Source organism: Streptomyces pristinaespiralis, assembly GCF_001278075.1.
In the GTDB taxonomy this organism is placed as follows: Bacteria; Actinomycetota; Actinomycetes; order Streptomycetales; family Streptomycetaceae; genus Streptomyces; species Streptomyces pristinaespiralis.
This window is the reverse complement of record NZ_CP011340.1, coordinates 7,803,610-7,827,772: the sequence shown is the minus strand read 5'-3', so window position 1 is coordinate 7,827,772 and position 24,163 is coordinate 7,803,610. Positions and strand designations below refer to the sequence as shown.

Here is a 24,163-nt window from a genome sequence, read left to right as displayed (position 1 = left end):
CACACCCGCCCGGAAGGAATGACCGATGCGGATCCCGAAAGCCGCCCACACCGAACAGCCGTGGCGGATCCACGAGTTCGCCCACGACTTCCGGATCGAGGACGTGTGGTCCTTCCGCGCGCCCGACGCCGGGCCCGACGACTTCCCCGTGATGCTCGACGCGCTGAAGAAGGCTTACGACACCCGAAAGGCGCCCGCCGCCGTCCGGTTCCTGTTCGCGGTGCGCTGGAAGCTCGGTGCCCTGCTCGGCTGGGACACCCCCCGGGCGGGCCTGGGCGGGCGGGTCGCCTCGCTGCGCGACCGCCTCCCGCCCGACCTCGCCCGAACCGCCGCCGGCGCCGCCCCCTGCACCGACCCGTTCACGGAGGTGTACCAGCTCGACAACGAGGCGGCCCGCGAGCTGGGCAACAAAACCGTCCACGACATCATGCACCTGGGTTGGGTACCGACCAGCGACGGCGGATACGAGCTGCGCATGGCGGCCCTCGTCAAACCCAACGGACTGTTCGGAAGGCTCTACATGGCCGCCATCGCACCGTTCCGGTATCTCATCGTCTACCCGGCACTGACCCGCCAGTGGGAACGCGCCTGGCTCGACCACGGCCGCCCGCAGCGACACATCTGAGACGCCGCGCAGACAGGCCGCCGGCCCGGGCCGGCTGGGTCACATGCGATGACATGACCGGACCGAGGCCGAGGCCACCGGCGCCTCGTCGTCGCCGGTGGCCTCGCCTACGCCGTCCCCGCAGAACCCGCGCCGTCCACGACCAGGGGCGAGTATGCCGGCGACCACCCGCCGACGCGCTCGTTCGAGGAACAGTTCCACCGCGGGAGCATGACCACTGCGACCGGCGGGCGTCGCGGTGGTCAGCGGCGACAGCCGCAGGACGTGCTCCTCCCCCAGACCGAGGGCCTGCCGTGACGTCACCAGCTCGCGCATGGCCGGCAGCGCCATGAGCAGGTGCTGCACCAGCCCCGTGCACTGCGCGTGGACCGGGTCCACGTCGTCGAGGAACAGCAGGATCGGGGCTGCCGGAGCCCTGTTCGCCCATTCGTTCGTGTGCGCCGCTCCCCCGCCCGGCAGCAGCCGTGACAGCGCCTGGACGCCCTCGGTCGCCAGGGCACCGGGCCCGGCCGCCACGCTGCCCCGCTGCCCCGCCAGCAGACCCGGACGACCTCTTGCCATGGGCCGTTCCGCATCGATTCCAGAACGCCGGCGGCCAGCGGCTCTTGCCCACCCCCGCCGCACCCGTCACCGACACCAGCCGGTGGCCGCCCAAAGCCTCTTGCAGTACTGCTGACTCCCGTTCACGGCCGACCAGGCCCCGAAACCCCAACTATGGGACATTGGCAGCGCTTGGCGACTGCCGATGCATGTCCACACTTGCGTCACTCCGTACGTTCGTCGTGCTCGGTCACAGGCGGCACCGTGGGGCCCGGGAGTTCGACCGACCCGTGCGCAGAACCGATACTGCCGCGTTGCCACGGCCTCCCCGACGTCACAACCGCCCAGCGGGTGACGTCCGCTCACGCCAAGCCACCCTTGGTGACGCACGCTCGAATCCTTGGATGAACGCCCTCTGCGGACGCGCCGCGGACAGCAAGGGAGTCGGGCAGATGAACGCAAGCCCAACGGCGGTCGACTGCTGCGGGCGGGGTGCGCGGTCATGGATGGTTCGCCGCGTGATTCAGAGTTGTCTGTCCTCTTCCGCGAGCCGGGCCGCGGCTTCGTGCAGGGCGTGTTCGAGTGTGACCAATTCGTTGAGGATCCCCGTGCCGTCGGGCGGCACCAGCCATCGCATGCCACCGGAGGACCGCCCCGGGCAGGGGACGACGACCCATGTTCCGCGCCCGGCTCCTCGGATGCCTGTGCCGACGAAGTGGTCGGCGATCCCTGGCGGCACGAAGAACCCGATTCGGGTGCCGCCCAAGTCCGCCAGCACCGGGCCCGGCGCGTCCGTGAGGCCGGAGAGCACGTCGAAGGCCGGAAAACCGATTCTTCCCGGGACGAGGACGACATCCCACAGGCTCCCCGCGGGCAGCAGCGTGGCCCGGAAGGGGTCGCACTCCCACTCGAGGCGGCAGGCGTGGGGCTCAGGTGCCACCGACGCCAGCCACCGCACCGCTGCCTCGGTCGTCGGATCCGTCACGGACTACCTCCCTTTCACCTGCACCGCGGATGCGGCACACGGAGGGAGAGGCGGTCACACGACTTCGATGACGCGGGTCCGTTCACATTCCCCCGAACGGCCTACGCGGCAGATCGGGTCCGGGTTCTGACGTGAGCCGGTGGCCGGGCGCGGTGCGGCCGGCGGCCGGCGGCCGGCGGCGCGTTCCCGGTGCCCTGCGCACCTGGTTCTCCCGCTTGACGCGGTCTTCACCTCGGCCCTCGTCACGGCATGGATCGCAGGGGCGGGTGCTGCGTCGTGATCCCTGATGGCTGCAGCAGTGGTGGAGGTTCAGGGCCGGGATCCTCTGTGACGAGGACGCCGGCGGCCGCGTGGTCGAAACCTGCCGGCCAGCGCGTGTGCTCGCTGGCCAGTGCTCCCGTCAGACGTGCCTGGAGGAGGTCGGCCGTGCTCAGATCGCAGCCACGCAGGTCGGCAAGGCGCAGGTCTGCCCGGTGGAAGGCAGCGCCGGCTGCGTCGGCCTTGCGCAGGTTCGCCTCCCTCAGGTCGGCCTCGGTGAAGTCCGCGTCGCGCAAGTCGCTTTCGACCAGCCGGGCGCCCCGCAGGTCGGCAAGAACGCAGCGGGCCCGGCGCAGGATCGCCGTCTTGAGGTCGGCGTGCCGCAGGTTGACCGAGACGAGCGACGCCTGTGTCAGGTTGGCGTGATACAGACCCGCCCCCTCCATGCAGGACCGGTCGAGGTTGACCTCGTTCAGCCACAGCCCGTCGCAGTCGGCCCGGCGCAGGTCCGTGACACCGAGGTTGACCCAGGACTGCTCCCGGGGCCGCAGCAGCAACACACCGAGCCCGGTCAGCGCGACCTGTGCGTCGGCGGCACGGACCTCCAGTGGCACGACGTCGTTGATGGGCAGGTCCGCCGCCGGGGCGTTCGATCCGGCGGGCGGCCAGGGCAGGTGCGTACGCAGGTACGCGGCCTGGATGGAGATGACGGCCTCACGGTCGCGGGCGGAGTGCTCCGCGATGCGCCACAGCGCGTGGAGCCCGCCGATGCGGGTTTCCAGCTTGTCACTGCCGAGTTGATCGACGGCCGTGCTGAACCGGTCGGTGACATAGCCCTCTTGGGTGGCGCGCAAGCTGTCCTGGCTGACCCGCAGTTGCCGCCAGGTGGCGTACGCGCCGAACAGCAGGACCACGCCGCCGACGGCTTGCAGAAGTGTCGTACGGACGTCGTTGATCGCTTTCAGCCGGTCCTGGGCGGCGACGCTCGCGCCGGCGAGATCATGATTGACGACAGCACCCGGCGCGACGACGAGCACCACGCCCAGAAGGGCCAGGCCCGCTGTCCCGGCCAGCACGGCCGCGATCACGCGCTGCCGGACCAGCCGGTCACGCCACGGCCTGCGACCGCGGTTCGCCTCCCCCGTATCCATGGGCATGGGAGCCTAGGCGCCGCGCAACTGACGATCAAGGTGGATGAGTTGGAGCGGCGGCTTCCGCTCCCATGGGCCCCGGTGAGCCGTTGCACGAGCGCGGGGTGTTCCGTGATCGCTGAGACTCGCAGCCTGGCTCGCGTCCGGCTCAATGAAATGCCCCGCCCCGGCCCGACGATGCGACAGCAATCGGATGTCGCCCGAATACGCCGAAGCCCAAGAGGTCGTCGCACGTGGCACGCGTCGCGAGCTTCTTGCAGCAGGTCAAGGCGGCAGGCATGGCCAGGTCTCGGCTCTGTCAGTCGCCGCGGACCAGGTACGGGATCTTGAGACCCCGAGCAGCCCATGGCAGGCTCGTGCCGCATGATCGATGAATTCGCCAAGGACAACCTGCACGGGAGACTGCGGCGGGACCGCGAGGCGCTGCTCTGGAAACTCGACGGCTTGCCCGAATACGACGCCCGCAGACCTTTGACAGCGACCGGGACCAACCTCCTCGGCCTGGTCAAACACGTGGCCACCGTCGAGGCCAGGTACTTCGGCGAGGTCTTCGACCGCCCTTCCCCGGAACCACTGCCCCGGTGGCAGGACTACAACGGCAGCGATCTGTGGGCGGCCGAGGACGAGACCCGCGATCAGATCATCGAGTTCTACCGGCGCACGTGGGAACACTCGGACGCGACGATCAACGAGCTTCCCCTCGACGCCCCCGGCCACGTGCCGTGGTGGCCGGAGCCTCACGCCGACACCAACCTGTTCGCCGTCATGGTCCATGTCCTCGGCGAGTCCGTCCGGCACGCCGGGCACGCCGACATCCTGCGCGAGGGCCTCGACGGCCGGACCGGGTTGCGCCCCGAGCACGAGAACCAGATCGACGAGGAAGCCCGTGCAGCCTACTGCGCGAAGATCGAGCAGGCCGCCAGGTCGGCCGCACCGATCAAGGCTCAGAACTCCTGACGAGAAGCCTCTTCGGCGGTTCGTGGTTCCTCGTCCCTCGGTCCGGCGGCATAGGCCAGCGGGGGTGCGATGGCTTGGGCATCGGCTCCCTCGCCGACCCACAGCCCGATGAACAGTGCCGCGGTCGCTTCCAGGAGTCCGGCTCGTTCGAGAGAGCCGCCGGCCACGGGTTCGCAGCCGACCTGCCGCACCAACTGGTGTACGAGGGCGAGGGCCGTTTCGTCGTCTCCACAGACCGGAACGGCCAGTCGCCGTCCGTCGAAGACGGGTGGCGACATGCGCCACACGTCCTCGTGGCAGAGGTTGAACGCCTTGACCACATGCGCCCCCGGCGCTGCCGCGGCCAGTTGTTGTGCAGCCGAGAGGCCGCTCTGTGTCAGAAGCCGGAAGCCCGGACCGACCGGATTGGAACAGTCGATCAGAACCTTGCCGTCCAGGACCGCTCGCAGTTCCCGCACCACGCTCGTCCCTGTTCCGAAGGGCAGCGCAGCCAGTACCACCTGACCGAACTCGGCTGCCGCAGGCAGAGTGACAGGCTTCGCACTGCCCCCGAGGCGCGTCGCGAGCCGCTCCGCCTTGTGCATGTCCCGTCCCCCGATGGCCACGTTGTGCCCGGCGCGGACCCAGTGCGTGGCCAGCGCGTCCGCCATGTTGCCCGTGCCCAGTACGCCGATTCTCATCACGCAGTTCCTTCCAGTGCCTTCTTGGACCGTTCGCAACGACGCTAGAGGGCCTATCAGGCACCATTTGGTACGTGACGACCGACGCTTTCCTCGCCGACTGCCGTGCCCGCCTGGCCTTCGACCTCCTGTCCAACACCTGGAACGCCGTGGTTCTCTGGGCCCTGCGCGACGGGCCCAGGCGTCCGGTCGAACTGCGCGAGCGGATCGGGGGGATCAGCTCCAAGGTCCTCACCGAGACGCTGCGGCGCTTGCAGTCCAACGGACTGGTGGACCGGCGGGCACACCCGGGAGCGCCACCACGCGTCGAGTACCAACTGACCGCCCTGGGCCGGACTTTGCTGGCGCCCATCGATGCTGTCGGAGCGTGGGCCTTCGAGCACGGTGATGAGGTCATGGCAGCCCAGGAAGCCGAACGCACCGCCGCTCAGTGCCCTTCGGAGTGAGTGCAGACGTCTCCAGCAGATGAGTGCAGCCGAGGGTGTGGAGGGCTGCATGAATGTCGTCGCGTATCTCCCACCGGATGCGCAGGCGGCGGAACCAGTGCAGGTTGGCGAACGTGCCTTCGGCGACCCATCGTTGGGTGCCCCGGGCGGAGCCGTGCTCGGTGCCGCGGCGGGCGATCAGCGGCTTCACGCCGAGGTCCCAGACCGGACGGCGGTACTTGCCGTGGTCGTAGCCGCGATCGCCCAGCACCACGTCCGGGCGGCGCCGGGGCCGGCCGTGCTTGCCACGCACGGGCGGTACGGCTTGGAGGAGTGGAAGCAACTGGGTGGGTGACGTCCGAGGCCACACGCCGACCTCGGTCCACTCGGCCAGGCGCCGCCAGCAGGTCATGCCCGAGCCGAAGCCGAGTTCCTGCGGCAGGTGTTCTCAGGCGATCCCGGTGTGCAGCACGAACAGGATGCCCTGGACCACCAGCCGGTCCGGATGCCGCTTCCGTCCCGGATGGCGGGCCCGCCGTTCAACCGTCATACCGCAGTGAGCTGGCGGAATTCATGTGGAGCACGCGGGAACAGCGACGAAAGGATGTCCGACTGCAGCTCTCCGTCAAGGGCGGACGCGAGGAAATCGGTGCAGGACACGGAGAAATGCTCCCATCGGTCGCCGCGTGCCTCGTTCACCATGACGGTCCACCGATCGGGCTCGACGCCTGGCCGAACAAGCCAGTAGAGGCATTCTCCGTTGTCCGTGGTCGCCCACGGGATGACGCGGGACCCCTCTGCCTCCAGTTCCGCCGGCTTCTTCTCGAATTCCCACAGGTCTTCCAGGTCTTCGGCCTGGCGCTCGGCCCATTCGACGAGATCGTAGTTCTCGTTGAGGCAGCCGGGCTCCAAGACGTACACGTAGTCGTCCCAGTTACTTCCTCCATAGAGGTGGATGAGTTCCTTGTAGTCGGCGGGAAGCCCGACTCCGAGACAGCGCTCGACCTCGCCCCACTCCTTCCGGCGGGGCTCGCCGGGTACTGGGGCGATATGGAAAAGGCGCGTGAGGGCTCGCGGCAGCATGAGGTAGGAACGGCTCATCAATTACCGTGCGTGCGTTCAGCGGACGCCGCTTCTGGTCGGGTCCGGAGCGGCCGCAGCACTGCCATCCCTTCCTCCAGTCCGACCTTCATGGCGAAGTCGAACCGGTCGACCTCCACACACAACTCCACATCGGTGGGGTGAGCACCGCGGCGTCGTCCGCTGCGCAGGTCGTCCGCGGCCGGGGAGGTGCGGGCACGCTGCAGATAGGGGCCGGGGTCGGGACGATCCCCGGCCAGGAGCCGGTCCATGTACTCGGCGCAGGCCAGATCCTCGGCGGCACGGCCGTCCTCGCCGGTGGCCACGAACGTCACCGAGTCGGCGCCGGCGTCCGCCAGGGCCCGGGCCGTCGCGCCGGCCACGACGAAACTGGCGCACAGCGCCAATTTCGCCTCGACAACCGCCAGAGCCCCAACCGTTCCCGCAGTGGTCTTCTGAATCACGGTGCGGCCGGCGAGGTCCGTCCCCTGGATCACACCAGGGGAGTTGACCAGGTCGAACCCGCTGACCGGCGCCCCGTCCTTGAGTGCGAGCCAGCCTGGGTGACCCGCTTTGATCGCCAGCGCCTCGCCCGCGTCCGCAGCGAGAACGATCTTGTCCGCCCCGCGGTGGAAAGCCCATGCGGCGGTGGTGAACGCCCGCATCACATCGATCACAACGGCCACCTGTTCGGTGCCGTCCAGGTCGGGTGTCCCGACTACTCGCGAGTCCATGCCGGGATCGTCGCAGCCCACGGAAGCGGTCCACAAGCCACGTCGACGGTCCCTCGGCGACCGGGGATCTGCTGGGCGGTTACCTCGTGTGCACGCGTTCGCGACGTAGAACTTCGGTGAGTTGGACAGAGCTCGATGAGTCCGGGCGGTTGGCGCCCCTTGACTCTCGTGAGACGACTCCCAGAGGGCCGGATCGGCGACGAGGAGTGTGGGTGGGGCAGGTGCGTGGTGAGCCATGGGTACCACCAGGGTCCCCCCAGGATGGTCGAGTACGCGACGGGCCGTCTCGACCACGAGCGGCCGCCACGGCGGCCAGTGCTGGAAGTTGTGCGCCGCGGGCAGCCCCGGCGGGATGTCCATGAGGTCTCGCCGGCCTTCTCGGCGTCGAAGACCCGTGAATCAGGAAGCACCTGCTGCACGAGTGCACTGGTCGTCGTCCTGCCCGCACCGTGGTTGCCTTTGACCCATACGATCACGGGACGCGACGCCGGCGATATCGGGCCGACCGCGAACAGGCACGGCAAACGCGGTACGGCTTCGACGATTCCGGCCCGCCTTCGCGTGGCTGAACAGGCCAGGCAGCGAAACCTCTCCGGAGTACCAGTGACCTGGCCTGAGATGCTCTGCCCGTCCTGGTGAGAATGAACCTCATGGACCATCTGCTGCACCTGGACCGCACGCTCGATGAGCTGGACCCACCTCGCTGGGCGCCGCCCGATGCTGACGCAACCCACCTGGTCCGCAAAGTGCATGATCTGCGGCGTGTGCGCCTGGGCGACCTCGGTCCGGCGGATCTGCGCACCCTCATTTCACAGCAGGTGGCGCTGCCCCACGTCCTCCCCCTCGCAGGGCGCCTGCTGCTCGAGGAGCCGCTGCTCGACGCCTACTTCTATGAGGGCGACCTGCTGCTCGCGGCCATCGATGCCCCTTTGTCAGCCTGGGCCCTGCTGCCTGAGCTGGACAGGCGGCTGCGCGCGGTGATCACGACATTGCCCGAGGCAGCGGTCCTCGAGCTGCCCCGCGGCGCCGCAGAAAAGCTTGCCCGCTTCGTCGCGCGGCCCGCACCCCTTCGCTGACCCGATTCATGCGGCTGCCGGCCGTGGTTCGTAGAAGGTGCTGTCGCGGAGCATCGTGGAGAGGACGTCGGCTCGGCGTCGTGCGAGGCAGAGGAGGACTTCCTGATCAGCGGTCTGTCGATGCCTCCGGAGCCGGTGACGCCCCCGGGCCATGGTTCGACAGGGGGAGACAGTCATGCCAACTCCGGAGGCCGGGTGCCCCATTGCGCGGCCACCAAGAAGAGAATGGGGGAGGTGAGACACCCTGCCCGCGGCAAACAGCACGCCCTGCCGCGGGCGGGCGGCGCCCCGAGCCACAGCGGATGGAAGCGGAGGTCTTCCGGTCCCCGGCGCGGCGGGGAATCGCGTCACCCGCCGGGTGAGGACCGGCGGGGGATCACTTCGCCGAGCAGGGCTCGATCGCGACGAACTGGGGGTAGTGGTCGCGGTAGGTCTCCGTGAACGTCGACGGAGGGCACAGCATCGCGCGGCGGCGCATGTCACGCGCGTCCTCCGGCAGGATGAAGCGGGCCCTTTGGTAGTCGCGGAGTGCGTCGGTGAAGGCCCGGAGGTAGGCGCGGTGGCTGCTGAAGCCGAGTTGCTGCACGGTGCGCACGTTGTCGTAGCTGCCGATGAAGCCGGCGATGTACCGGGCCTCGCCGAGTTCGACGAACGGCAGCCGCGGCACGATCCGGCCGGTGCGGTCCTCGGTGATCGCGTTGCCGTTGGCGTCCCGGACGATGCCGTCGCCATCGGTGCGCAACTGAGTGCTCGTCGGCGGCGGTGATCCCTTGCGTACCCACTCGTGGCCCTGCAGGAAGTGCGCGCGCAGCGCGGGCACGAAGCTCGCCGGTGTGGACCCCCTCACGGGGAACGGCACGTCCAGCGGCGCGTCCAGCGGATCCGGGATGTGCGGGCTGCCCGCGACGACGTAGAAGCGGTACTGCTTGGGGGCGACGCCCCGGTCGGGCAGATTCGTCGAGTCGTCGGCCTCCGAATTCACGATCAGGACCTTGCCCTTGTAGCGGCCGGCGGCGATGTCGGCCTGCGGGTCGAAGCCCTCGGTGGTGACGGGCAGCACCAGGTCGAGCGCGCCCGTGGCGTCCCCGGAATGGACCAGGCGGAGAAGCGGGTACGAGCTGTCAGAGAAGCCCGTGCCGTACTGCCGGTGGACCTTGCCGACCAGTGGACGCGCGCCGGAGGACCGGTCGGCGAGGGCCTTGGCGAAGTCGGTGATGATCTCGTCGTCGACGCGGCCGCCGCCCTCCTCGAATCCGCCCTCGATGAACGTGCCGGGCACCGACGGGTCGAGGATGCGGTTCCCGAGCGTGCTCCAGCCGATGCCGGCGTGCACGAACCCTCGGCGGAACAGGAAGTCCGGACGCAGGTACACGTTGAGCATGCCGAGTCCCACCACGAAGTGGGAGGGCTCCACGAGAGCGGTGCCGTTGGAGCGGTGCGGTTCGGCGGGGGCGCTGATCCGGTAGGGCACGCGGAACCGCCCGGTCGACGTCTCGCCCTCGAACACACCGTCGTACTGCACATAGCGGATTCCCCCGAAGGATCCGAGGGGCGTGACGGCGGGATCGCTGAGCCGGTCTTCGTTGTCGTCCTGCGGTGGCTTCACGACATCGCGGAGCGCCTGGCCCGGTGGGGAGCCGGTGGGGAACGCCTGGGCGGCCGAAGCCGGAAGGGCGGGAGTCAGTGCCGCCAGCAGCAGCGCGCCCACCCGGAGAGCACGCGCTCGCCGTCGCCCCGGAGCGGGGCCCTTGTTTCGGAAATGCGGCCAGAACATCTGATGCTGCTCCTTTCGTGCCGGCAGGCACTCGTCCGGTGCGCCGGCGGTGGAGTCAGCCGATCATTTGCCGTCTGTGTCGGCCCTCCGGCGGAGCCAATGGAGCGAGCCGTCCTCCTCGGACGGCCGATCAGCCGTCGGGTCGCCGTCAGGAGGCCCATGCCCGTCCTCCGGCCCGAGGCGTGGCCGTGCTCGGCCACGGAAGAAGGCGGTGCTCGGCCAAGGAAGAAGGCGGTACTTCTTCGTCGGTCGGGAAGGGAAGCAGCGGCGTCCGGGGATGCGTCGACAGGTGCACGGGACTGGACAGCCCTGGAGCGGGGTGAAGGACGGTCCGGGGCACTCCGGGGCTTGATTGCGGCGCTGGCCTGTCCGGCCCGCGCGTCACCCTCGTCGGTCAGACGCGCGGGCCGAGGAACAGACCACCGCTCGCGTCGAGGGTCTGTCCGGTGATCCAGCGGGCGGCGTCGGAGGCGAGGAAGGCGACCACCTCGGCGACGTCGTCGGGCCCGCCCAGCCGGTCGAGCGCCGTCATATGCCGGCGATCTGTTCGGCGAGGCCCGGCACGTCGAACACGGCTCCGTTGGACGCCGTCCTGGTGGCTCCGGGAGCGACCGCGTTCACCGTGATCCCCCGCGGACCGAGTGGGTTGGCGAGGGTTCTGCCCATCGTCTCGACCGCGGCCTTCGTCATGGCGAAGGAGGTCTGGGCCGGGTTGGCCATCCGGGTCGCCACCGACGAGATCGTGATGATCCGGCCGCCGTCGCGCAGCAGGGGCAGCGCGTGCTCGACGATGAAGTACGGCGCTCGCACGTTCACCGCGAACAGGTGGTCGAACTCCGCCCGGGTCGTCGCGCCGAGCGGGCCGGCCGGCGGGGCCGCCGCGTTGTTGACGAGGATGTCGAGCGGCCGACCGGCCAGGCCGGCCTCGACCCCGGCGAAGAGCGTCTCGACGTCGCCCTCCACGCCGAGTTCGGCACGTACGGCGAGGGCGGTCCCACCGGCGCGTTCCATCCCCTCGACCGTCGCCGCCGCACCGTGCTCGTCCGTGCCGAAGTGCACGATCACCATGGCGCCTTCGGCCGCGAGCCGGGCTGCGATCGCCCGCCCGATGGCGGGCGTCGGAGTCGGCCGCAGAGTGCAGCTCAGTCGTCCGGCTGGCTCGGGACCGGGGCCGAATAGTGGTGTCCGGGACGGGGTCGGCGCTGATCGCGAGGCCGACCAGCCGACGCCGAGCGAAACCAGCACGCCAGCCCGTATCTTCCAGTGCCAGGGCCCGCAGGCACGACGCCCAATCCCCTGCCGCGGTGCCTCACCGGGCGGATTCCGGTGGATCCAGCAGCGCTGACCCGGCGCTGAGCCCGTCGTCCACCCGGATCTGGTGGTCCCGTCGTCCAAGACCGGGACCACCAGATCCGCCAGTGCTGAACTGAGCCGGACCCGAGCGACTGGTGCTCGATTGCATGGAGTCTGTGGCTTGATGCTCCAGCCGGGAGCGCAGCCGCCCGTTGCTCCCGCCCACGCTCGCGCCCATGGCGCGGGCGCCGCCGCGGACGATGCCGTGGCTCGCCGTTCGGGCGAGTGCGCGCAGACGGCGGACTCCACTGGGCCCCAGGGTTGTCGAGGGCTCGACTGTCCTATGGAGCCGGGCTGATGTCGCCGTTGGTGTTCATTTTGAAGGTGCCCTGGGTCTTGTCGTCGACCTTCAGGTGCTTGAGCCAGTGCTTCGAGAGGTTGTGCACGTTCTTGTGCTGCATCTCCCACACCACCGAATGCCCGGCGCAGTCCAGCTTGACCATCAATTTGTGGTCGCCGGCGATGGCGTTGTAGAGCGCGGGGACCGAGAAGTTGAATTCCGGATCTTCGCTCGACGTGTTCACCTGCCTGTCGTACTCCCCGTACGCGATGAGGACCGGCACGCTGCCGCCGAGGACGCCGCCCTGCGCCGCGGTGGTCTTGTTCCAGCCCCACCGGACGAAATTTCTGATGCGACTGCGCCCTTCACCGACCGGCCCCCACGTACTGCCCACCGGATCGCTTTTCATGATCGCTTCCCACACCTTGTCGCGCATCTCTTCTTCGCGCTGTCCCTCGCAATGCACCTCGTTGCCCCACCCGTTCCAGGTGCCGTCCTTCGTGCTCAGGAACATCGGGAAGCCGGGCTGCGGCAGCGGGTCGGGGGCGTTCGACGTGCCCTCGGGCGGGAAGATCGGCGCCAACAGGAACAGGCTCGACACCTTGCCCGGGTTCTTGACCGCGTACGGCCCCATCGTGAACGCGGCCGCGGACCAGCCGATGAAGGCGACCTTCTTCACCCCTCGCTCGCGGATGATCCACTCCACGACGGTGTTCAGCTCGTCCCGGTCGCTGTTCGAATTGGTCAGCTGGAACGGATAGTTCGGCGGGCCCGGCGTGAAACCAGGGGGCCTCGGCTTCAGAAGGTGCTGCTGGGCGGGATTGACGTTGCGAGGATCGTCCATCTTCGGGCGCGGCGACAGCCCCGAGCCCTGGAGGTCCATCATGAAGACGTCGTAACCAGCCTTCGCCAGCGCATCGGCCCAGCTGTACGACTTGAAGTCGAGATCACAGCCCGCGAGCACCGGAACGCTCCGGCCGTGGAGCATCAGGACGGCCGTGCGCTCGTCGAGGTGGCCGGGGGGCGTGCCGTCGCGCTCCCGCACGAAGAGTTCGACGTCCTTGCCCTTATTCGCGGGGACAGTGGACTCGTGGGGTACCCGGTGGTCTTCACGGTGACGGGCATGAGGATCCGTTCTATGCGCTCGGCCGGGGCGTCGTTGCCCGCCCAGACCACGCTCGATGCGCGAGACCGTCCGCGCCACAGCAGGGGGCCAGCCGTGTGACGTGCGTTCTCCGTGCCGGCGGCGGCCTGCTCCTGCTCGTCGTCCTCCAACGGCGACAGCGGCAGCACCACGACGCGCGCGCTCGCCAGACGTCCACCAGCTTCTCCGACACGTCGGCGAACAGGTCCGCGGGCAGCTCTAGCCGCCGCACCCGCTCCAACTCCACCCGGTCCCGCGCGTCTATTGAAGCGCTTCGACAACAGGTCTGGACAGTGCCGAACCCGTCGGATTACTGTCTACCCACATCCGAAGTCACCGACGCGGAGCGCGTTGTCGAAGCGCTTCATCATCTGGAGATCCGATGGTCACCCTCGCCGACATAGCGCAGCACGCCGGAGTCTCCGCCAGCACCGTCAGCTACGTCCTCAGCGGGAAGCGGACCATCTCCGCGCTCACCAGGGAGCGGGTCGAGCGCAGCATCACGGAGCTCGGTTACCACCCCAACGCCGGTGCCCGGGCGCTGGCGAGCAACCGGTCGAACATCATCGCGTTGATGATGCCGCTGCGCATGGACATGTATCTGCCGGTCATGACGGAGATCGCCATCGCGATCGCCACCCACGCCCGCAGCTACGGGTTCGACGTCCTGATGCTCACCAGCGAGGAGGGGCCCGAAGCGGTCCACCGGGTGGTGGGCAGCGGGCTGGCCGACGCCATCATCCTCATGGACGTGGAACTGGACGACGCGCGGCTCCCGTTGCTGCGCGAGAGCGGCCGGCCGGCCGTGCTCATCGGACTGCCCGCCACGACCACCGGCCTGACGTGCGTGGACCTCGACTTCACCGCGACCGGCGCGCTGTGCGGCGAGCACCTGGCCGGCCTCGGTCACCGTGAGATCGCCGTCATCGGCGAGGCACCCGCCGTCTACGAGCGGCGGACCGGTTTCGCCGAGCGGACCATCGACGGACTGCGGGCGCGGGCACGGGCGCTCGGGCTCCAGGTTCTGCACCGCCCGTGCGAGGGCAACTACGCGGCCATGGCCGGCGCCCTCGCGCAGATCTTCTCCGAACGCCCGGACGTCACGGGCTTCGTCGTGCAGAACGAGACCGCCGTCGAGCCGCTGCTCGGTCTGCTGCGCCAGCAACGACGGGCCGTGCCGGAAGACATCTCGGTGGTCGCGATCTGCCCGGAGCAGGTCGCCGTCCAGGGCTCGGTGCGGCTCACCTCCGTCGCCATCCCGGCGCGCGAGATGGCGCGGCACGCCGTCGATCAGGTCGTGGCCAAGATCGAGGGGCGTGCCGGCGAGGAGGTCGTCCTTCTCGAGCCCGAGATCACCGTGCGTGCCAGCAGTGGTCCGGCCCCCCTCCCCTCCGCCTGAACCGCCTCGCGTCTCCTCCCCCACTACGCCGGGATCACCCGCCGGTCAGTACCGGCCGCACCACAGGCGCCGTCCGCACCACACGGCCGCGCAGCCCTCGCACCGCACCAGACGGCCGCGCACGCCCTCGCACCGCACCGCAGGCACCGCACCGCACCGCACCGCAGGCACCGCACCGCCCCCCTCCGCCCCCATGAGCGCCCCTCTGACGCCCAGGAGTTCTCCACGTGGACCAGTCACCCAGCCTTGCCCAGTCCTCCCCCACCGTGGGTACCGTCCGCGAGTGCGACGGTGCTCTGGAGTGGAGCGGACGCCAGGAGACCGTACGCATCGAGCCGTGGGGCCCGGACGCCGTCCGGGTCCGTGCCCGGCTCGGCGGGCCGCTGCTCGACGGTCTGCCGGGCGCCCTGGCCGACGACCCGCCCGGCAGCTCGTTCGCCGTCAAGACGGAGCAGGGCGCCGGCGTGCTGGTCAACGGGGCGATGACCGTCTCGATCGACGCCGAGGGGCTGCTGCGGTTCACGAGGACCGAGGACGGACGTGAACTCCTCGCGGAGGAGCGCGCCCACTTCTGGTGGCCCGGCTCCCGGCTCTACACCCCCAACGGCAACGGCTACCACCGCCTCGAGCAGCGCTTCGCCGCCTACGACGACGAGAAGCTGTACGGCCTCGGCCAGCACCAGCACGGCCTCCTCGACCAGAAGGGCGCGGTGGTCGACCTGGTCCAGCGCAACGCCGAGGTCGGCATTCCGGTGCTCACCTCCAGCCGCGGCTACACCCTGCTGTGGAACAACCCGGCGATCGGCCGGGTCGAGCTGGCGCGCACGGGCACCCGCTGGGTGGCCGACAGCGCGCGGCAGATCGACTACTGGATCACCGCGGGCGCCCCGGCGGCGGCGCAGCGGCGCTACTCCGCGGTGACCGGCCGTACGCCGATGCTGCCGGAGTGGGCCGCGGGGTTCTGGCAGTGCAAGCTGCGTTACCGCACCCAGGACGAACTGCTGTCCGTGGCCCGCGAGTACAAGCGGCGCGGCCTGCCGATCGACGTGATCGTCTGCGACTTCTTCCACTGGACGCACCTCGGGGAGTGGAAGTTCGACCCGGCCGAGTGGCCCGACCCCGCTGCCATGGTCCTGGAGTTGGAGGAGCTCGGCATCAAACTGGTGGTGTCCGTCTGGCCGTCGGTGTCGCCGTTGAGCGAGAACCACCAGCCCATGGAGCAGCGCGGGTTCTTCATCGGCACCGAGTACGGCCCGATGGCGCACGCCGACTGGCCGGACAAGGAGGTCGCGGAGCCCGTCCAGGTCGCGTTCTACGACGCGACGAACCCGGCGGCCCGTGAGTTCGTCTGGTCGCGGGTGCGGGAGAACTACCTCGAGCCGTACGGGATCCGCTCGTTCTGGCTGGACGCCGGCGAACCGGAGCTCAAGCCGGGCTTCTCGGCGAATCTGCGCTACCACGCGGGTCCGGGCCTCGAGGTCGGCAACCTCTATCCGCGCGAGAACGCCCGCACCTTCTACGAGGGGATGCTGGCCGCCGGTGAGGAGGAGGTCGTCACCCTCAACCGTTCCGCGTGGGCGGGCAGTCAGCGCTACGGTGCGGCCCTGTGGTCCGGCGACATCGGCACCGACTTCGCCACCCTGCGGCGTCAGATCGCCGCCGGACTGAACACCGCGCTGTCCGGCATCCCCTGGTGGAACACGGACATCGGCGGCTTCCACGGCGGCGACCCGGACGACGAGGCGTACCGCGAGGTGATGATCCGCTGGTTCCAGTTCGGGGCGCTGTCGCCGCTGATGCGGCTGCACGGTTTCCGTGATCCCGGTATGCCGCTCGGTCCGTCGATGACGGGCGGTCCCAACGAGGTGTGGTCGTACGGGGAGCGGGCCGAGGAGGTCATGTCCTGGTACCTGGCGCTGCGGGAGCGCCTCAAGCCGTATGTGCTGGAGCAGATGCGCGCCGCCCACGAGGAGGGCCTGCCGCCGATGCGTCCGCTGTTCCTGGAGTTCCCGGACGACGAGAGGACGTGGGAGGTCGCCGACGCCTACCTGTTCGGCCCCGACCTGCTGGTGGCGCCGGTGCTGGAGGCGGGGGCGACCAGCCGTACGGTCCACCTGCCGGCCGGTGCGCGCTGGACGGACGCCTGGACGGGTGAGGAGTACGAGGGCGGGCGCACGGTGACGGTGGACGCGCCGCTGGAGCGGATCCCGCTGTTCCTGCGGGACGGCGCCGAGCTGCCGATCACTGCCTGACGCGGGCTTTGGGTGAAACGGGCCGCGGTGCGGCCGGCGGTGAGCCGGCCGCACCGCGACGCTCAGCTGTGACGTCAGCTGGTCCGCACGCCGAAGTCGTGGGTCACGAAGTCCAGTCCGCCCGGCGACGAGGTGATCTCGTAGCCGAACTGGACGTCACCGACGGTCACGTCACCGATCCATCCCTTGGTGTTCTTCAGCCAGGCGAGGACGGCCTTGAGGTCGACCGTGCCGGAGGTGGAGTCGCTGGTGCGCAGGAACGAGTAGACGGCGTTGGCGCCGTTGTCGCCCCGGTAGACGTCCCAGGTGTGACCGCCGAGGCTCACCCTGCCCTGGGCGCTGCCCAGCGGCCCGACGGGGCCGTGGTGGTTGACCCAGAGCATGATCTCGTGGTCGTAGTTGCTGTCCCAGATGTCGTACGCGGTGTTGTACGCGCCGGCGGCGGGGACCGAGACGTTGTAGTGGCTGGTGAGTGTGGAGATGGCGCCGATCTTCTTGTTCACGACCTTCTTGGCGTTGGGATAGGACTTGATCCCGCCGGTGCCGGGGTGGTCGGCCCAGACGCCCCAGTCGGTGGCCGAATCGGCCCAGATGGTCTGGGGTCCGGCTCCCGAGCCCCAGATGTTGTTGTAGAGGGTGTAGCCGCCGCTGTTCCAGGTGCCCCAGCGGTCGGAGGAGTACCAGACGGCCGCGTGCGCCGGGGCGGACGCGAGGCCGACGACGGCGAGCAGCGCGAGGAGCGGGGCGAGCGCCGCGCGCCTCAGAGCGCGGCGTGCGCCCTGTGTGGGGTGTGCGCCCTGTGTGGGGTGTGCGTGTGCCATGGAGTCCCTTCCATGGGTGGGGGGATCACGTCCTCCTGGGAAAGGTGAGGACGTGCTGCTCGTCGGCGACGAGAGTCATGGGGAAGCGGTCCGTGCCGGCGACCACTTCGACGGTCCGGTCGGCCGCTGACCGCAGCACGGCGGTGACGGACCCGTCGCGCCAGCTCAGGTCGAGCCGGGCGCCGAAGCGGGTGCGCACGCCTCGCAGGGTGCCGGCCGGGCAGCCGGGCAGCGGCGCGGGGAGCAGGACGAGCCGGCTCGGGGTCGACTGGACCAGGCATTCGATCAATGCGGCGGGCAGGGCGTGCGCGGCGTCCGCGTTGTAGACGTCGCGGCCGGGGTAGTGCGCGCTCATCAGCGAGTCGTGGAAGAAGTCGCCGCCCAGCACCTGGTCGAGGGCCCGGCCTGCCCTTTCTCCGTCGCGGAGGCGGGCGGCGACGAGCGCGGTGTGCAGATGGCCGTGTGCCGAGTCGTTCTCGGCTCCGCGCAGTTCCAGCGCGCGGTGGGCGGCTGCCGCGAGGTCAGGTGTGTCGTAGGGGTTGATCTCGTCGAGCGGCCACACCGGGTAGAGGTGGCTGATGTGCCGGTGGTCGTAGTTGTCCTCCAGGCCGGGCCGGGCCCATTCGGCCAGCGCGCCCTGGTCGTTGACGTGGTAGTCGGTCAGGCGGCCGGCCAGGTCCCGCCAGTGCGGGGCGCGTGGATGGCCGGGGTTGTGGGCGGCCGCCGTGGTGAGGGCGTGCCGGGCGGCGGCGATGTCCATGGTCGCGTCGACGGTGCCCCAGCTCGCGTTGGCGGGCCGGTTCTCCGGCGAGTACGAGGGCACGACGGTGACCCGCCCGTCGGGTCCTGCGGGAACGAGGAAGTCCTCGTAGAACATGGCGACCTCGGCGAGCGCTGGGGCCAGCCGGGGGTCCGGGTCCCCGCCGGTCAGGGCCTCGTCGAGGAGAGGCAGCAGCAGCCAGTCGGCGCCGGCGGTCCAGAGGTGGAGCGGGTAGGCGCGTTCGAAGTGCCGGGTGTGGCCGGATTCCCCGTCGGTGTGGGAGGGCGCGACGACGCCGCGCGCGCCGAAGAGGGCCCGGGCGTTGTCGCGCCAGTCGCCGAACTGACCGTGCACCAGTTCGGCGTGGGCGGCGGAGACTTCGGGGAGCGCGGCGACGGCGGCGGAGGCGATCTGCAGGTTGAGGTTGGCGTTCGTGGTGAAGGCGCCGGACCAGGCGGTGTTCCAGTCTCCGGTCCACAGGCCGACCAGGCGGGGCGGCAGCATGCCGCTGGACGACAGCAGGTGGTAGCGGCCCGCCGCGAAGAGCCGTTCCAGCAGGGCGGGGCCGGCGGGCCGGCGGAGCAGTTCGCTGCCGGGCAGCTCCCGCTCCGACGGGTCGGCGTCCAGAGTGAGCCCGGCCCGCTCGTAGGCGTCGCGGTGCAGCGGCAGGTGCCGGCCGAGGAGCCGTGTGTACGCCTCGTCGGTGTGCCCGGTGGCCGGGGCCACGAGTGCCTGGAGGGCCGCCGCCTGGGCGGCCGCGGGATCCTGGTCCGCCGGGTGCCGCTCCACCCGGGTCAGCAGCAGCACCGAGGAGGCGTCGGTCACCCGCAGGCCGTGCCGGGTCCGTGTCGTGCTCCCGCCGGTGACGGTGACCAGGGTGGTCCCGGTGAAGGCGGTCCGCCCGTTCGGGTAGTCGGTGCGCAGGCGCAGCAGGGCGGTGCCGGGTCCGTCGTGCTCCGGGGCGGCGGTGCGGGTGAACCGGAGTCCGCCGGGGAGGCCGGGGAGTTGCTCGTCGAGGGTGATGTCCGCGCTCAGGCCGCCCGGTTGTGTCCGCGTCCGGTGGACGATCACGTCGTCGGCGCGGGAGACGAACACCTCGCTGCGCCAGGTGCCGCGTTCGGCGCTCACGACGCCGGATGTGAAGTCCACCTCCCTGCGGTAGGTTCCGGATCCGGCCGCGACCGCCGGGGTCCGGCGGACGCGGACCTGGAAGGCGGGGTGGTACGGCTGCACCCACAGGTGCGGGTGTCCGGCCCCGAAGCGTTCGGCCGCCGTCGTGTCACCGGCGAGCAGGGCGTCCTGGAGGTCCCGCAGCCCGGCGGCGAGCTCCGGAGGAGGCACCGTCTCACTGCCGTTGGGGCACACCAGGGTGTGGTGGTTGACGACGACCCGCTCGTGCCCGGCGTCGCCGTACACCATGGCGCCGTGCCGGCCGTTGCCGCTGAGGAAGGCGTCCTCCCATCGCGCGGCGGGGCGCGGTTCCCAGGTCCCGTGCCTCACGGCTGTGACGCCTTCAGTACGGCCACGCCGTGGCGGTCGAGTCGCAGCGGGCCACAGGCCGTGTCGCCGGTGAGCAGGTCCCGGTGGTGTCCCGGCACGGTGACGGTGACGGGTCCGGGGGCGTGGTTGAGCAGGAAGAGCAGGTCTCCCCTGCGTACGGCCTCCAGTCCCGCCGGCCGGTCCGGCAGCACGGGCCGGACCCCGGCGTCGTCGGCGGCCCGTGCGAGCAGGTCGCGCAGCGTCGTGGGGTCGGGGAGCGTCGAGACGTACCAGGCGCTGCCCCGGCGCAGGACGGCGGGCAGGCCGGTGAGTTCACCGCCGTTGTAGACGCCGACCGTCTCGGCGGTGGAGACCTCCAGTTCCTCCGACCACACGGTGCCGTGGAACGCGCCGGTCCCGTCTCCGGCCACGTTCTCGCAGGGCACCGTCTCTCCGGGCTCGAGCGGCCACCATTCGTGCACGGTCGCGATGCCGAAGAGGTCCCTCAGCCGTTCGTCCATGCCGCCGGGCCGGATGCGGTCGTCGCCGTCGGCGGTGCCGGTGAGGAAGCCGGACACGAGAGTGCCGCCCCCGCGGACGTGGCCGACGAGGTTGTCGACGGCGGCGTCGGTGAGCAGGTACAGGTGGGGGACGACGACGAGGCGGTAGGCGCTCAGGTCGTGCTCGGGGTGGGCGAAGTCGGTGGTGAGGCCCGCGTCCCACAGGGCACGGTGCCAGGCCCGGACGACGGTCGGGTAGTCGAGTCCGGTGGACAGCCGGCCCTCCTGGCCGCCCGCCCACCAGGAGTTCCAGTCGTGCAGGATCACCACGTCGGCGGGCACGCCGGCGCCCGCCACCTGCTCGCCGATCCCGGCGAGGTCCGCGCCGATCCGCTTGATCTCCTGGTACGTGCGGCCCTGTTCACCGGCGTGGGTGACCATCGCGGAGTGGAACTTCTCGGAGCCTTGCCGGGACTGCCGCCACTGGAAGTAGCAGACGGCGTCCGCGCCGCGTGCCACCGCCTGGAGCGACCAGAGGCGGTTCAGGCCACGGGGCTTGGGGTGGTTGACGCCCCGGAAGTTCACCGGTCCCGCCGCCTGTTCCATCAGCATCCACGGACCGCGCGCCTGCGAGCGGGTCATGTCCTGGATCATCGCCCCGTACTGCCCGCCGAGCGGATCGCGCGGGTCCGGGTAGACGTCGACGGAGACGACGTCCTCCTCCTCGGCCCACCGCCAGGCGTCCTGGCCGGTCCAGAAGGGCATGAAGTTGGTCGTCACCGGCAGTTGCGGGGTGTGCGCCGCGACGATGTCCCGCTCGGCGACGTAGCACTCGAGGAGGGCGTCGGAGGTGAACCGCCGGAAGTCCAGCGTGCAGGCCGGGTTGCGCAGGTACTGGGCCCTGCGGGGCGGGATGATCTCGTCCCAGTCGTCGTAGCCCTGGCTCCAGAAGGCGGTTCCCCAGGCCTCGTTGAGCGCGTCGAGGGTCTTGTACCTCTCTCTCAGCCAGCGGCGGAAGTGGCGGGCGGTGCCGTCGCAGTAGCAGAACGTGCAGTACTCGTTGTTGATGTGCCACATCCGCAGCGCGGGGTGGCCGCCGTAGCGTGCGGCGAGGTCCTCGGTGATCGCCGCCGCGTACTCGCGGTAGACCGGGGAGCTCGGGCAGAAGTGCTGGCGGGATCCGTACCAGATCACCGACCCGTCCTCGCCGCGCGGCAGTGTCTCCGGATGGCGTTGGCCCATCCACGGCGGCGGCGAGGCGGTCGGCGTGGCGAGGACGATCCCGATGCCGTTGCCGTGCATCAGGTCCGTCAGCCGGTCGAGCCAGTCGAACTCACGAGCTCCTGGGCGGGGTTCGAGCTTCGCCCAGGAGAACACCCCGAGGGTGACGGAGTTGACCCCCGCCTGCTTCATCAGCCGTACGTCCTCGAGCCAGGTCTCTTCCGGCCACTGCTCGGGGTTGTAGTCGCCGCCGAAGAGCACACGGCGGCCGGTGGCGTCGTACAGGGAGGGCATGGGGGAACTCGCTTCGTCACGAAGGGCCGGTGGGAGGGGCGTCAGACGGGATCGGCGTACTGGATGCCGCGGCCGTTGGTGCCCAGGTAGACGCGGCCGTGGAGGCGCGGATCGCCGGTGATGGTTTCCCCGATCCACCCCCACTGGTGGGCGTCGTCGTTGATCCGCGTCCAGGAGGCTCCCTCGTCGTCGGACCGGTACACGGCGGTGATCTGTTCGGTCGAGCCGACCTGGAAGACCGCCGGGTAGGCGGCGCCGTCGGCGGCCTTGCCGAAGCCGAGGCTGTAGGAGGCCCAGCAGCTGGTGACCTTGGTGAAGGTCAGGCCGCCGTCGGTGGAGCGGAAAAGCCCGTTCCATTTGGCCGAGAGCCACAGGTCGCCAGGGCGGCCGGGCGCGGCGGCGATGCGGAACTGGCTGTCACCGGCGGCCAGTTGGCCCGCGCCGGCGGTGACCGTGAGCCCGCCGTCGACCGAGCGGTACACCGTGCCGGAGACGGTGTCGTAGGCGTAGAAGCGGCCGGCGTCGACCGGGTCGGCGACCGGGGCGGCCCCCTTGGGGAACGTCGGTACCTGCGTCCAGGTGTCCCCGTTGTCGGTGGAACGGTGTGTCGCGTGGGTGGAGCCGTCCCAGTGGACGAAGGACCACAGCAGGACCCGGCCGTCGGCGCTCACCGCTATCGGCCCGGGGGCGGTGGCCGCGATCTCGGGCTGGCTCCCGAACGGCCGCCAGGTCCTGCCGCCGTCCCGGGAGTACGCGCCGTTGCCGCCGGAGGCCCACCCGGTCCGCACGACGTACGAGGGCTTGCCGGCGGCCGCGGCGAGGCCCGTGGCGGTGCCGAAGACCGGGTTGTCCGCCATGCCCCGGGAGGGCGAGGCGGTCAGGGAGCCGTGGTACATGACGCCGATGTCGGCGAGGCCGCTGATCAGCCGGGCCCGGCCGGCGGGCGGGGAGATCAGCTGCCGTACGGAGCTCTCCTCCAGCCCCCGGATCTCCGGAGCCCAGTGGACGAGGTCCCGTGTCCCGTAGAGCGTGGCTCCGGTGCCGTAGACGATGTGCCGCGAGTCGAAGGGGTCGACGGCGACCGCCTGGATCCACCAGCCGAACTTGGGCCGCTGCTCGCCCCAGCGGAGGTACGGCGTCTCGGAGACGTCCAGGACGGCGGTCTCCTTCAGGGAGGTCCAGCTGCGTCCGCCGTCGGTGGACCGGAAGACGGTGTCGACCTGTGCCCAGCGGTTGTTGGTCGTCACCACCACGGTGCCCGGACGGCGGGCGTCGACGGCCACACCGCCGTAGGCGAAGGTGTCGCGCGAGCCGTCGTCGGCGGTCCCGCCGGGGCGGACGGGGGTGACGTCGGTCCAGGCGCCGGTGGCCGTGTCGAGCCGGTGCACGCCGCCGTCGCTCTGGCCGTTGGGGCCGGGCGCGTCCGCGAAGGTGACGTAGAGCGCGTGGCCCGCCTCGTCGTACGCGGCGCGGATCGGCACGCGGGCCGCCGGCCCGTCCGGCAGACCGGGGACGTCCTCCCAGTCGACACCGTCGCGGGTACGGCGCAGCGTCGGACCGCCGTCGGCCCAGGAGGCGTACAGCGTCCGCCCGCCGGCGACGAGGAACGTGATGCCCTGCCCGGTCGGTGAGGGCTCGGCGGGGAAGTCGGCCCGTGCCCAGGTCGCGCCGCGGTCGCTGGAGCGCCACAGCCCGTCGTGGCGGCTGCCGAGCCACAGCGTGTCGCTGTCCCGCGGGTCGACGATCAGTCGCTCGCCGGCGCCGCGGCCGTCCTCGTTGGCGCCGAGCTTGACCGGCAGGTCGGTACGCGACCAGGTGGCTCCCCGGTCGTCGGAGCGCAGCACGGCGCCGTTGCCTGCCCAGCTCTGGGTGTAGGTGCCGACGGCGAGGTAGAGCCGGTCGGGGTGGTGCGGGTCGACGGCGATCGCCTCGACGCCGAGGAGGTTGTGGTCGTCCCAGCCGAGGCCGTCGTTGAGCGGCGTCCAGGACCGCTTGCGGGCGTCCCAGCGGTAGGCGCCGCCGATGTCGGTGCGGGCGTAGGCGAGGCCCTTGACGCGGGGGTGGAACAGGACACCCGTGACGAAGCCGGTGCCGCCGATGACGACGTTGCGCCAGCGGTGCGCCTGGGTCGCCTGCGCTGCGGGGGCGAGGTCGGGCGCCGTGACGGTGGTGCGCTCGGCGGCCGTGGCCACGCCGTTCAGGAGGGGCACGGCGGTGAGGCCGGCTGCGGCGCCGGCGGTGAGGACGGTGCGCCTGCCGGGGTGGCTCGATGGCAGGGACATGGCTGGTACCTCGATCCGTGAGGGCGAGCGGGGGGTTGGGGGCCGCCGTGTCCGGCCGTGGTCAGGTACGGCCGGACACGGCGGCGGCTCGGG

The 24,163-nt window shown here is 70.7% G+C and carries 18 protein-coding genes and 3 pseudogenes; 6 read left to right on the top strand and 15 right to left on the bottom strand.

Annotated features, from left to right (window positions below):
• Positions 1-25 precede the first annotated feature (25 nt).
• The gene (locus SPRI_RS33590) at positions 26-625 is read left to right on the top strand and encodes a DUF2867 domain-containing protein (RefSeq protein ID WP_053557627.1); all 600 of its coding nucleotides are present in this window, start codon (positions 26-28) and stop codon (positions 623-625) included.
• Positions 626-664: 39 nt separating this feature from the next.
• On the opposite strand, the gene SPRI_RS38985 is transcribed toward SPRI_RS33590, so the two are convergent.
• From SPRI_RS38985 to SPRI_RS33575, 3 genes are all read right to left on the bottom strand, one after another.
• Positions 665-1,186 carry a hypothetical protein gene (locus SPRI_RS38985; RefSeq protein WP_005321052.1) on the bottom strand — a complete coding sequence of 174 codons (522 nt, stop codon included), beginning with the start codon at positions 1,184-1,186 and terminating at the stop codon, positions 665-667.
• 502 nt (positions 1,187-1,688) lie between these two features.
• Positions 1,689-2,150 (bottom strand): hypothetical protein, encoded by a 462-nt coding sequence (locus SPRI_RS33580; protein WP_005321051.1) that lies wholly within the window; start codon positions 2,148-2,150, stop codon positions 1,689-1,691.
• A gap of 242 nt (positions 2,151-2,392) precedes the next feature.
• Entirely contained in the window at positions 2,393-3,496 is a 1,104-nt protein-coding gene (locus SPRI_RS33575; protein WP_005321050.1) for a pentapeptide repeat-containing protein, read from the bottom strand.
• Between the two features lie 426 nt (positions 3,497-3,922).
• Between SPRI_RS33575 and SPRI_RS33570 the strand changes: the two genes are divergently transcribed.
• Entirely contained in the window at positions 3,923-4,516 is a 594-nt protein-coding gene (locus tag SPRI_RS33570; protein ID WP_005321049.1) for a DinB family protein, read from the top strand.
• Here SPRI_RS33570 and SPRI_RS33565 read toward each other — a convergent pair.
• Positions 4,504-5,196 (bottom strand): NADPH-dependent F420 reductase, encoded by a 693-nt coding sequence (locus SPRI_RS33565; RefSeq protein WP_050791626.1) that lies wholly within the window; start codon positions 5,194-5,196, stop codon positions 4,504-4,506. The genes SPRI_RS33570 and SPRI_RS33565 overlap by 13 nt on opposite strands.
• Positions 5,197-5,270: 74 nt before the next feature.
• On the opposite strand from SPRI_RS33565, the gene SPRI_RS33560 reads away from it, so the two are divergent.
• Positions 5,271-5,642 carry a winged helix-turn-helix transcriptional regulator gene (locus SPRI_RS33560; RefSeq protein WP_005321047.1) on the top strand — a complete coding sequence of 124 codons (372 nt, stop codon included), beginning with the start codon at positions 5,271-5,273 and terminating at the stop codon, positions 5,640-5,642.
• On the opposite strand, the pseudogene SPRI_RS39560 reads toward SPRI_RS33560, so the two are convergent.
• The 4 genes and pseudogenes from SPRI_RS39560 to SPRI_RS39555 all read right to left on the bottom strand — a co-directional run.
• Positions 5,619-6,192, bottom strand: a pseudogene (locus SPRI_RS39560) (transposase); the annotation flags it as partial. The gene SPRI_RS33560 and the pseudogene SPRI_RS39560 sit on opposite strands and share 24 nt — an antisense overlap.
• Complete coding sequence (locus tag SPRI_RS33545) at positions 6,168-6,722, bottom strand: SMI1/KNR4 family protein (RefSeq protein ID WP_005321045.1); 555 nt, start codon at positions 6,720-6,722, stop codon at positions 6,168-6,170. The pseudogene SPRI_RS39560 and the gene SPRI_RS33545, both read right to left, overlap by 25 nt.
• A complete protein-coding gene (locus tag SPRI_RS33540) occupies positions 6,722-7,435 on the bottom strand; it encodes a 2-phosphosulfolactate phosphatase (RefSeq protein ID WP_037775456.1) in 714 nt (237 codons plus the stop codon). Before SPRI_RS33540 ends, SPRI_RS33545 begins: the two co-directional genes overlap by 1 nt.
• A gap of 234 nt (positions 7,436-7,669) precedes the next feature.
• Positions 7,670-7,911: pseudogene (locus tag SPRI_RS39555) on the bottom strand (ATP-binding protein); the annotation flags it as partial.
• Positions 7,912-8,085: 174 nt separating this feature from the next.
• Here SPRI_RS39555 and SPRI_RS33535 point away from each other — a divergent pair.
• Positions 8,086-8,511, top strand: a complete 426-nt coding sequence (locus tag SPRI_RS33535) for a contact-dependent growth inhibition system immunity protein (RefSeq protein WP_037775454.1) — start codon at positions 8,086-8,088, stop codon at positions 8,509-8,511.
• A gap of 376 nt (positions 8,512-8,887) precedes the next feature.
• Here the strand turns inward: SPRI_RS33535 and SPRI_RS33530 are convergent, their stop codons facing one another.
• The 3 genes and pseudogenes from SPRI_RS33530 to SPRI_RS33520 form a co-directional block, all read right to left on the bottom strand.
• Positions 8,888-10,219, bottom strand: a complete 1,332-nt coding sequence (locus SPRI_RS33530; protein WP_037775453.1) for an alpha/beta hydrolase domain-containing protein — start codon at positions 10,217-10,219, stop codon at positions 8,888-8,890.
• Between the two features lie 460 nt (positions 10,220-10,679).
• Positions 10,680-11,353, bottom strand: a pseudogene (locus SPRI_RS33525) (SDR family NAD(P)-dependent oxidoreductase).
• Between the two features lie 566 nt (positions 11,354-11,919).
• Positions 11,920-12,963, bottom strand: a complete 1,044-nt coding sequence (locus tag SPRI_RS33520) for an alpha/beta fold hydrolase (RefSeq protein ID WP_005321038.1) — start codon at positions 12,961-12,963, stop codon at positions 11,920-11,922.
• A 481-nt stretch (positions 12,964-13,444) separates the two neighbouring features.
• Here SPRI_RS33520 and SPRI_RS33515 point away from each other — a divergent pair, with 481 nt between their 5' ends.
• Positions 13,445-14,461, top strand: a complete 1,017-nt coding sequence (locus tag SPRI_RS33515) for a LacI family DNA-binding transcriptional regulator (RefSeq protein ID WP_053557626.1) — start codon at positions 13,445-13,447, stop codon at positions 14,459-14,461.
• A gap of 227 nt (positions 14,462-14,688) precedes the next feature.
• The gene (locus SPRI_RS33510; RefSeq protein WP_037775452.1) at positions 14,689-16,713 is read left to right on the top strand and encodes a glycoside hydrolase family 31 protein; all 2,025 of its coding nucleotides are present in this window, start codon (positions 14,689-14,691) and stop codon (positions 16,711-16,713) included.
• A gap of 74 nt (positions 16,714-16,787) precedes the next feature.
• Here SPRI_RS33510 and SPRI_RS33505 read toward each other — a convergent pair whose 3' ends face one another.
• From SPRI_RS33505 to SPRI_RS33490, 4 genes are read right to left on the bottom strand one after another with little or no spacing between them, the layout of a single operon-like run.
• Positions 16,788-17,534, bottom strand: a complete 747-nt coding sequence (locus SPRI_RS33505) for a glycoside hydrolase family 12 protein (protein ID WP_005321035.1) — start codon at positions 17,532-17,534, stop codon at positions 16,788-16,790.
• A 25-nt stretch (positions 17,535-17,559) separates the two neighbouring features.
• A complete protein-coding gene (locus SPRI_RS33500) occupies positions 17,560-19,794 on the bottom strand; it encodes a glycosyl hydrolase family 95 catalytic domain-containing protein (RefSeq protein WP_005321034.1) in 2,235 nt (744 codons plus the stop codon).
• Positions 19,791-21,788, bottom strand: a complete 1,998-nt coding sequence (locus SPRI_RS33495) for a beta-galactosidase (protein WP_053557625.1) — start codon at positions 21,786-21,788, stop codon at positions 19,791-19,793. The genes SPRI_RS33500 and SPRI_RS33495 overlap by 4 nt, the downstream gene beginning before the upstream one ends.
• Before the next feature lie 41 nt (positions 21,789-21,829).
• A complete protein-coding gene (locus SPRI_RS33490; protein WP_182327558.1) occupies positions 21,830-24,070 on the bottom strand; it encodes a sialidase family protein in 2,241 nt (746 codons plus the stop codon).
• Between the last annotated feature and the right edge of the window lie 93 nt (positions 24,071-24,163).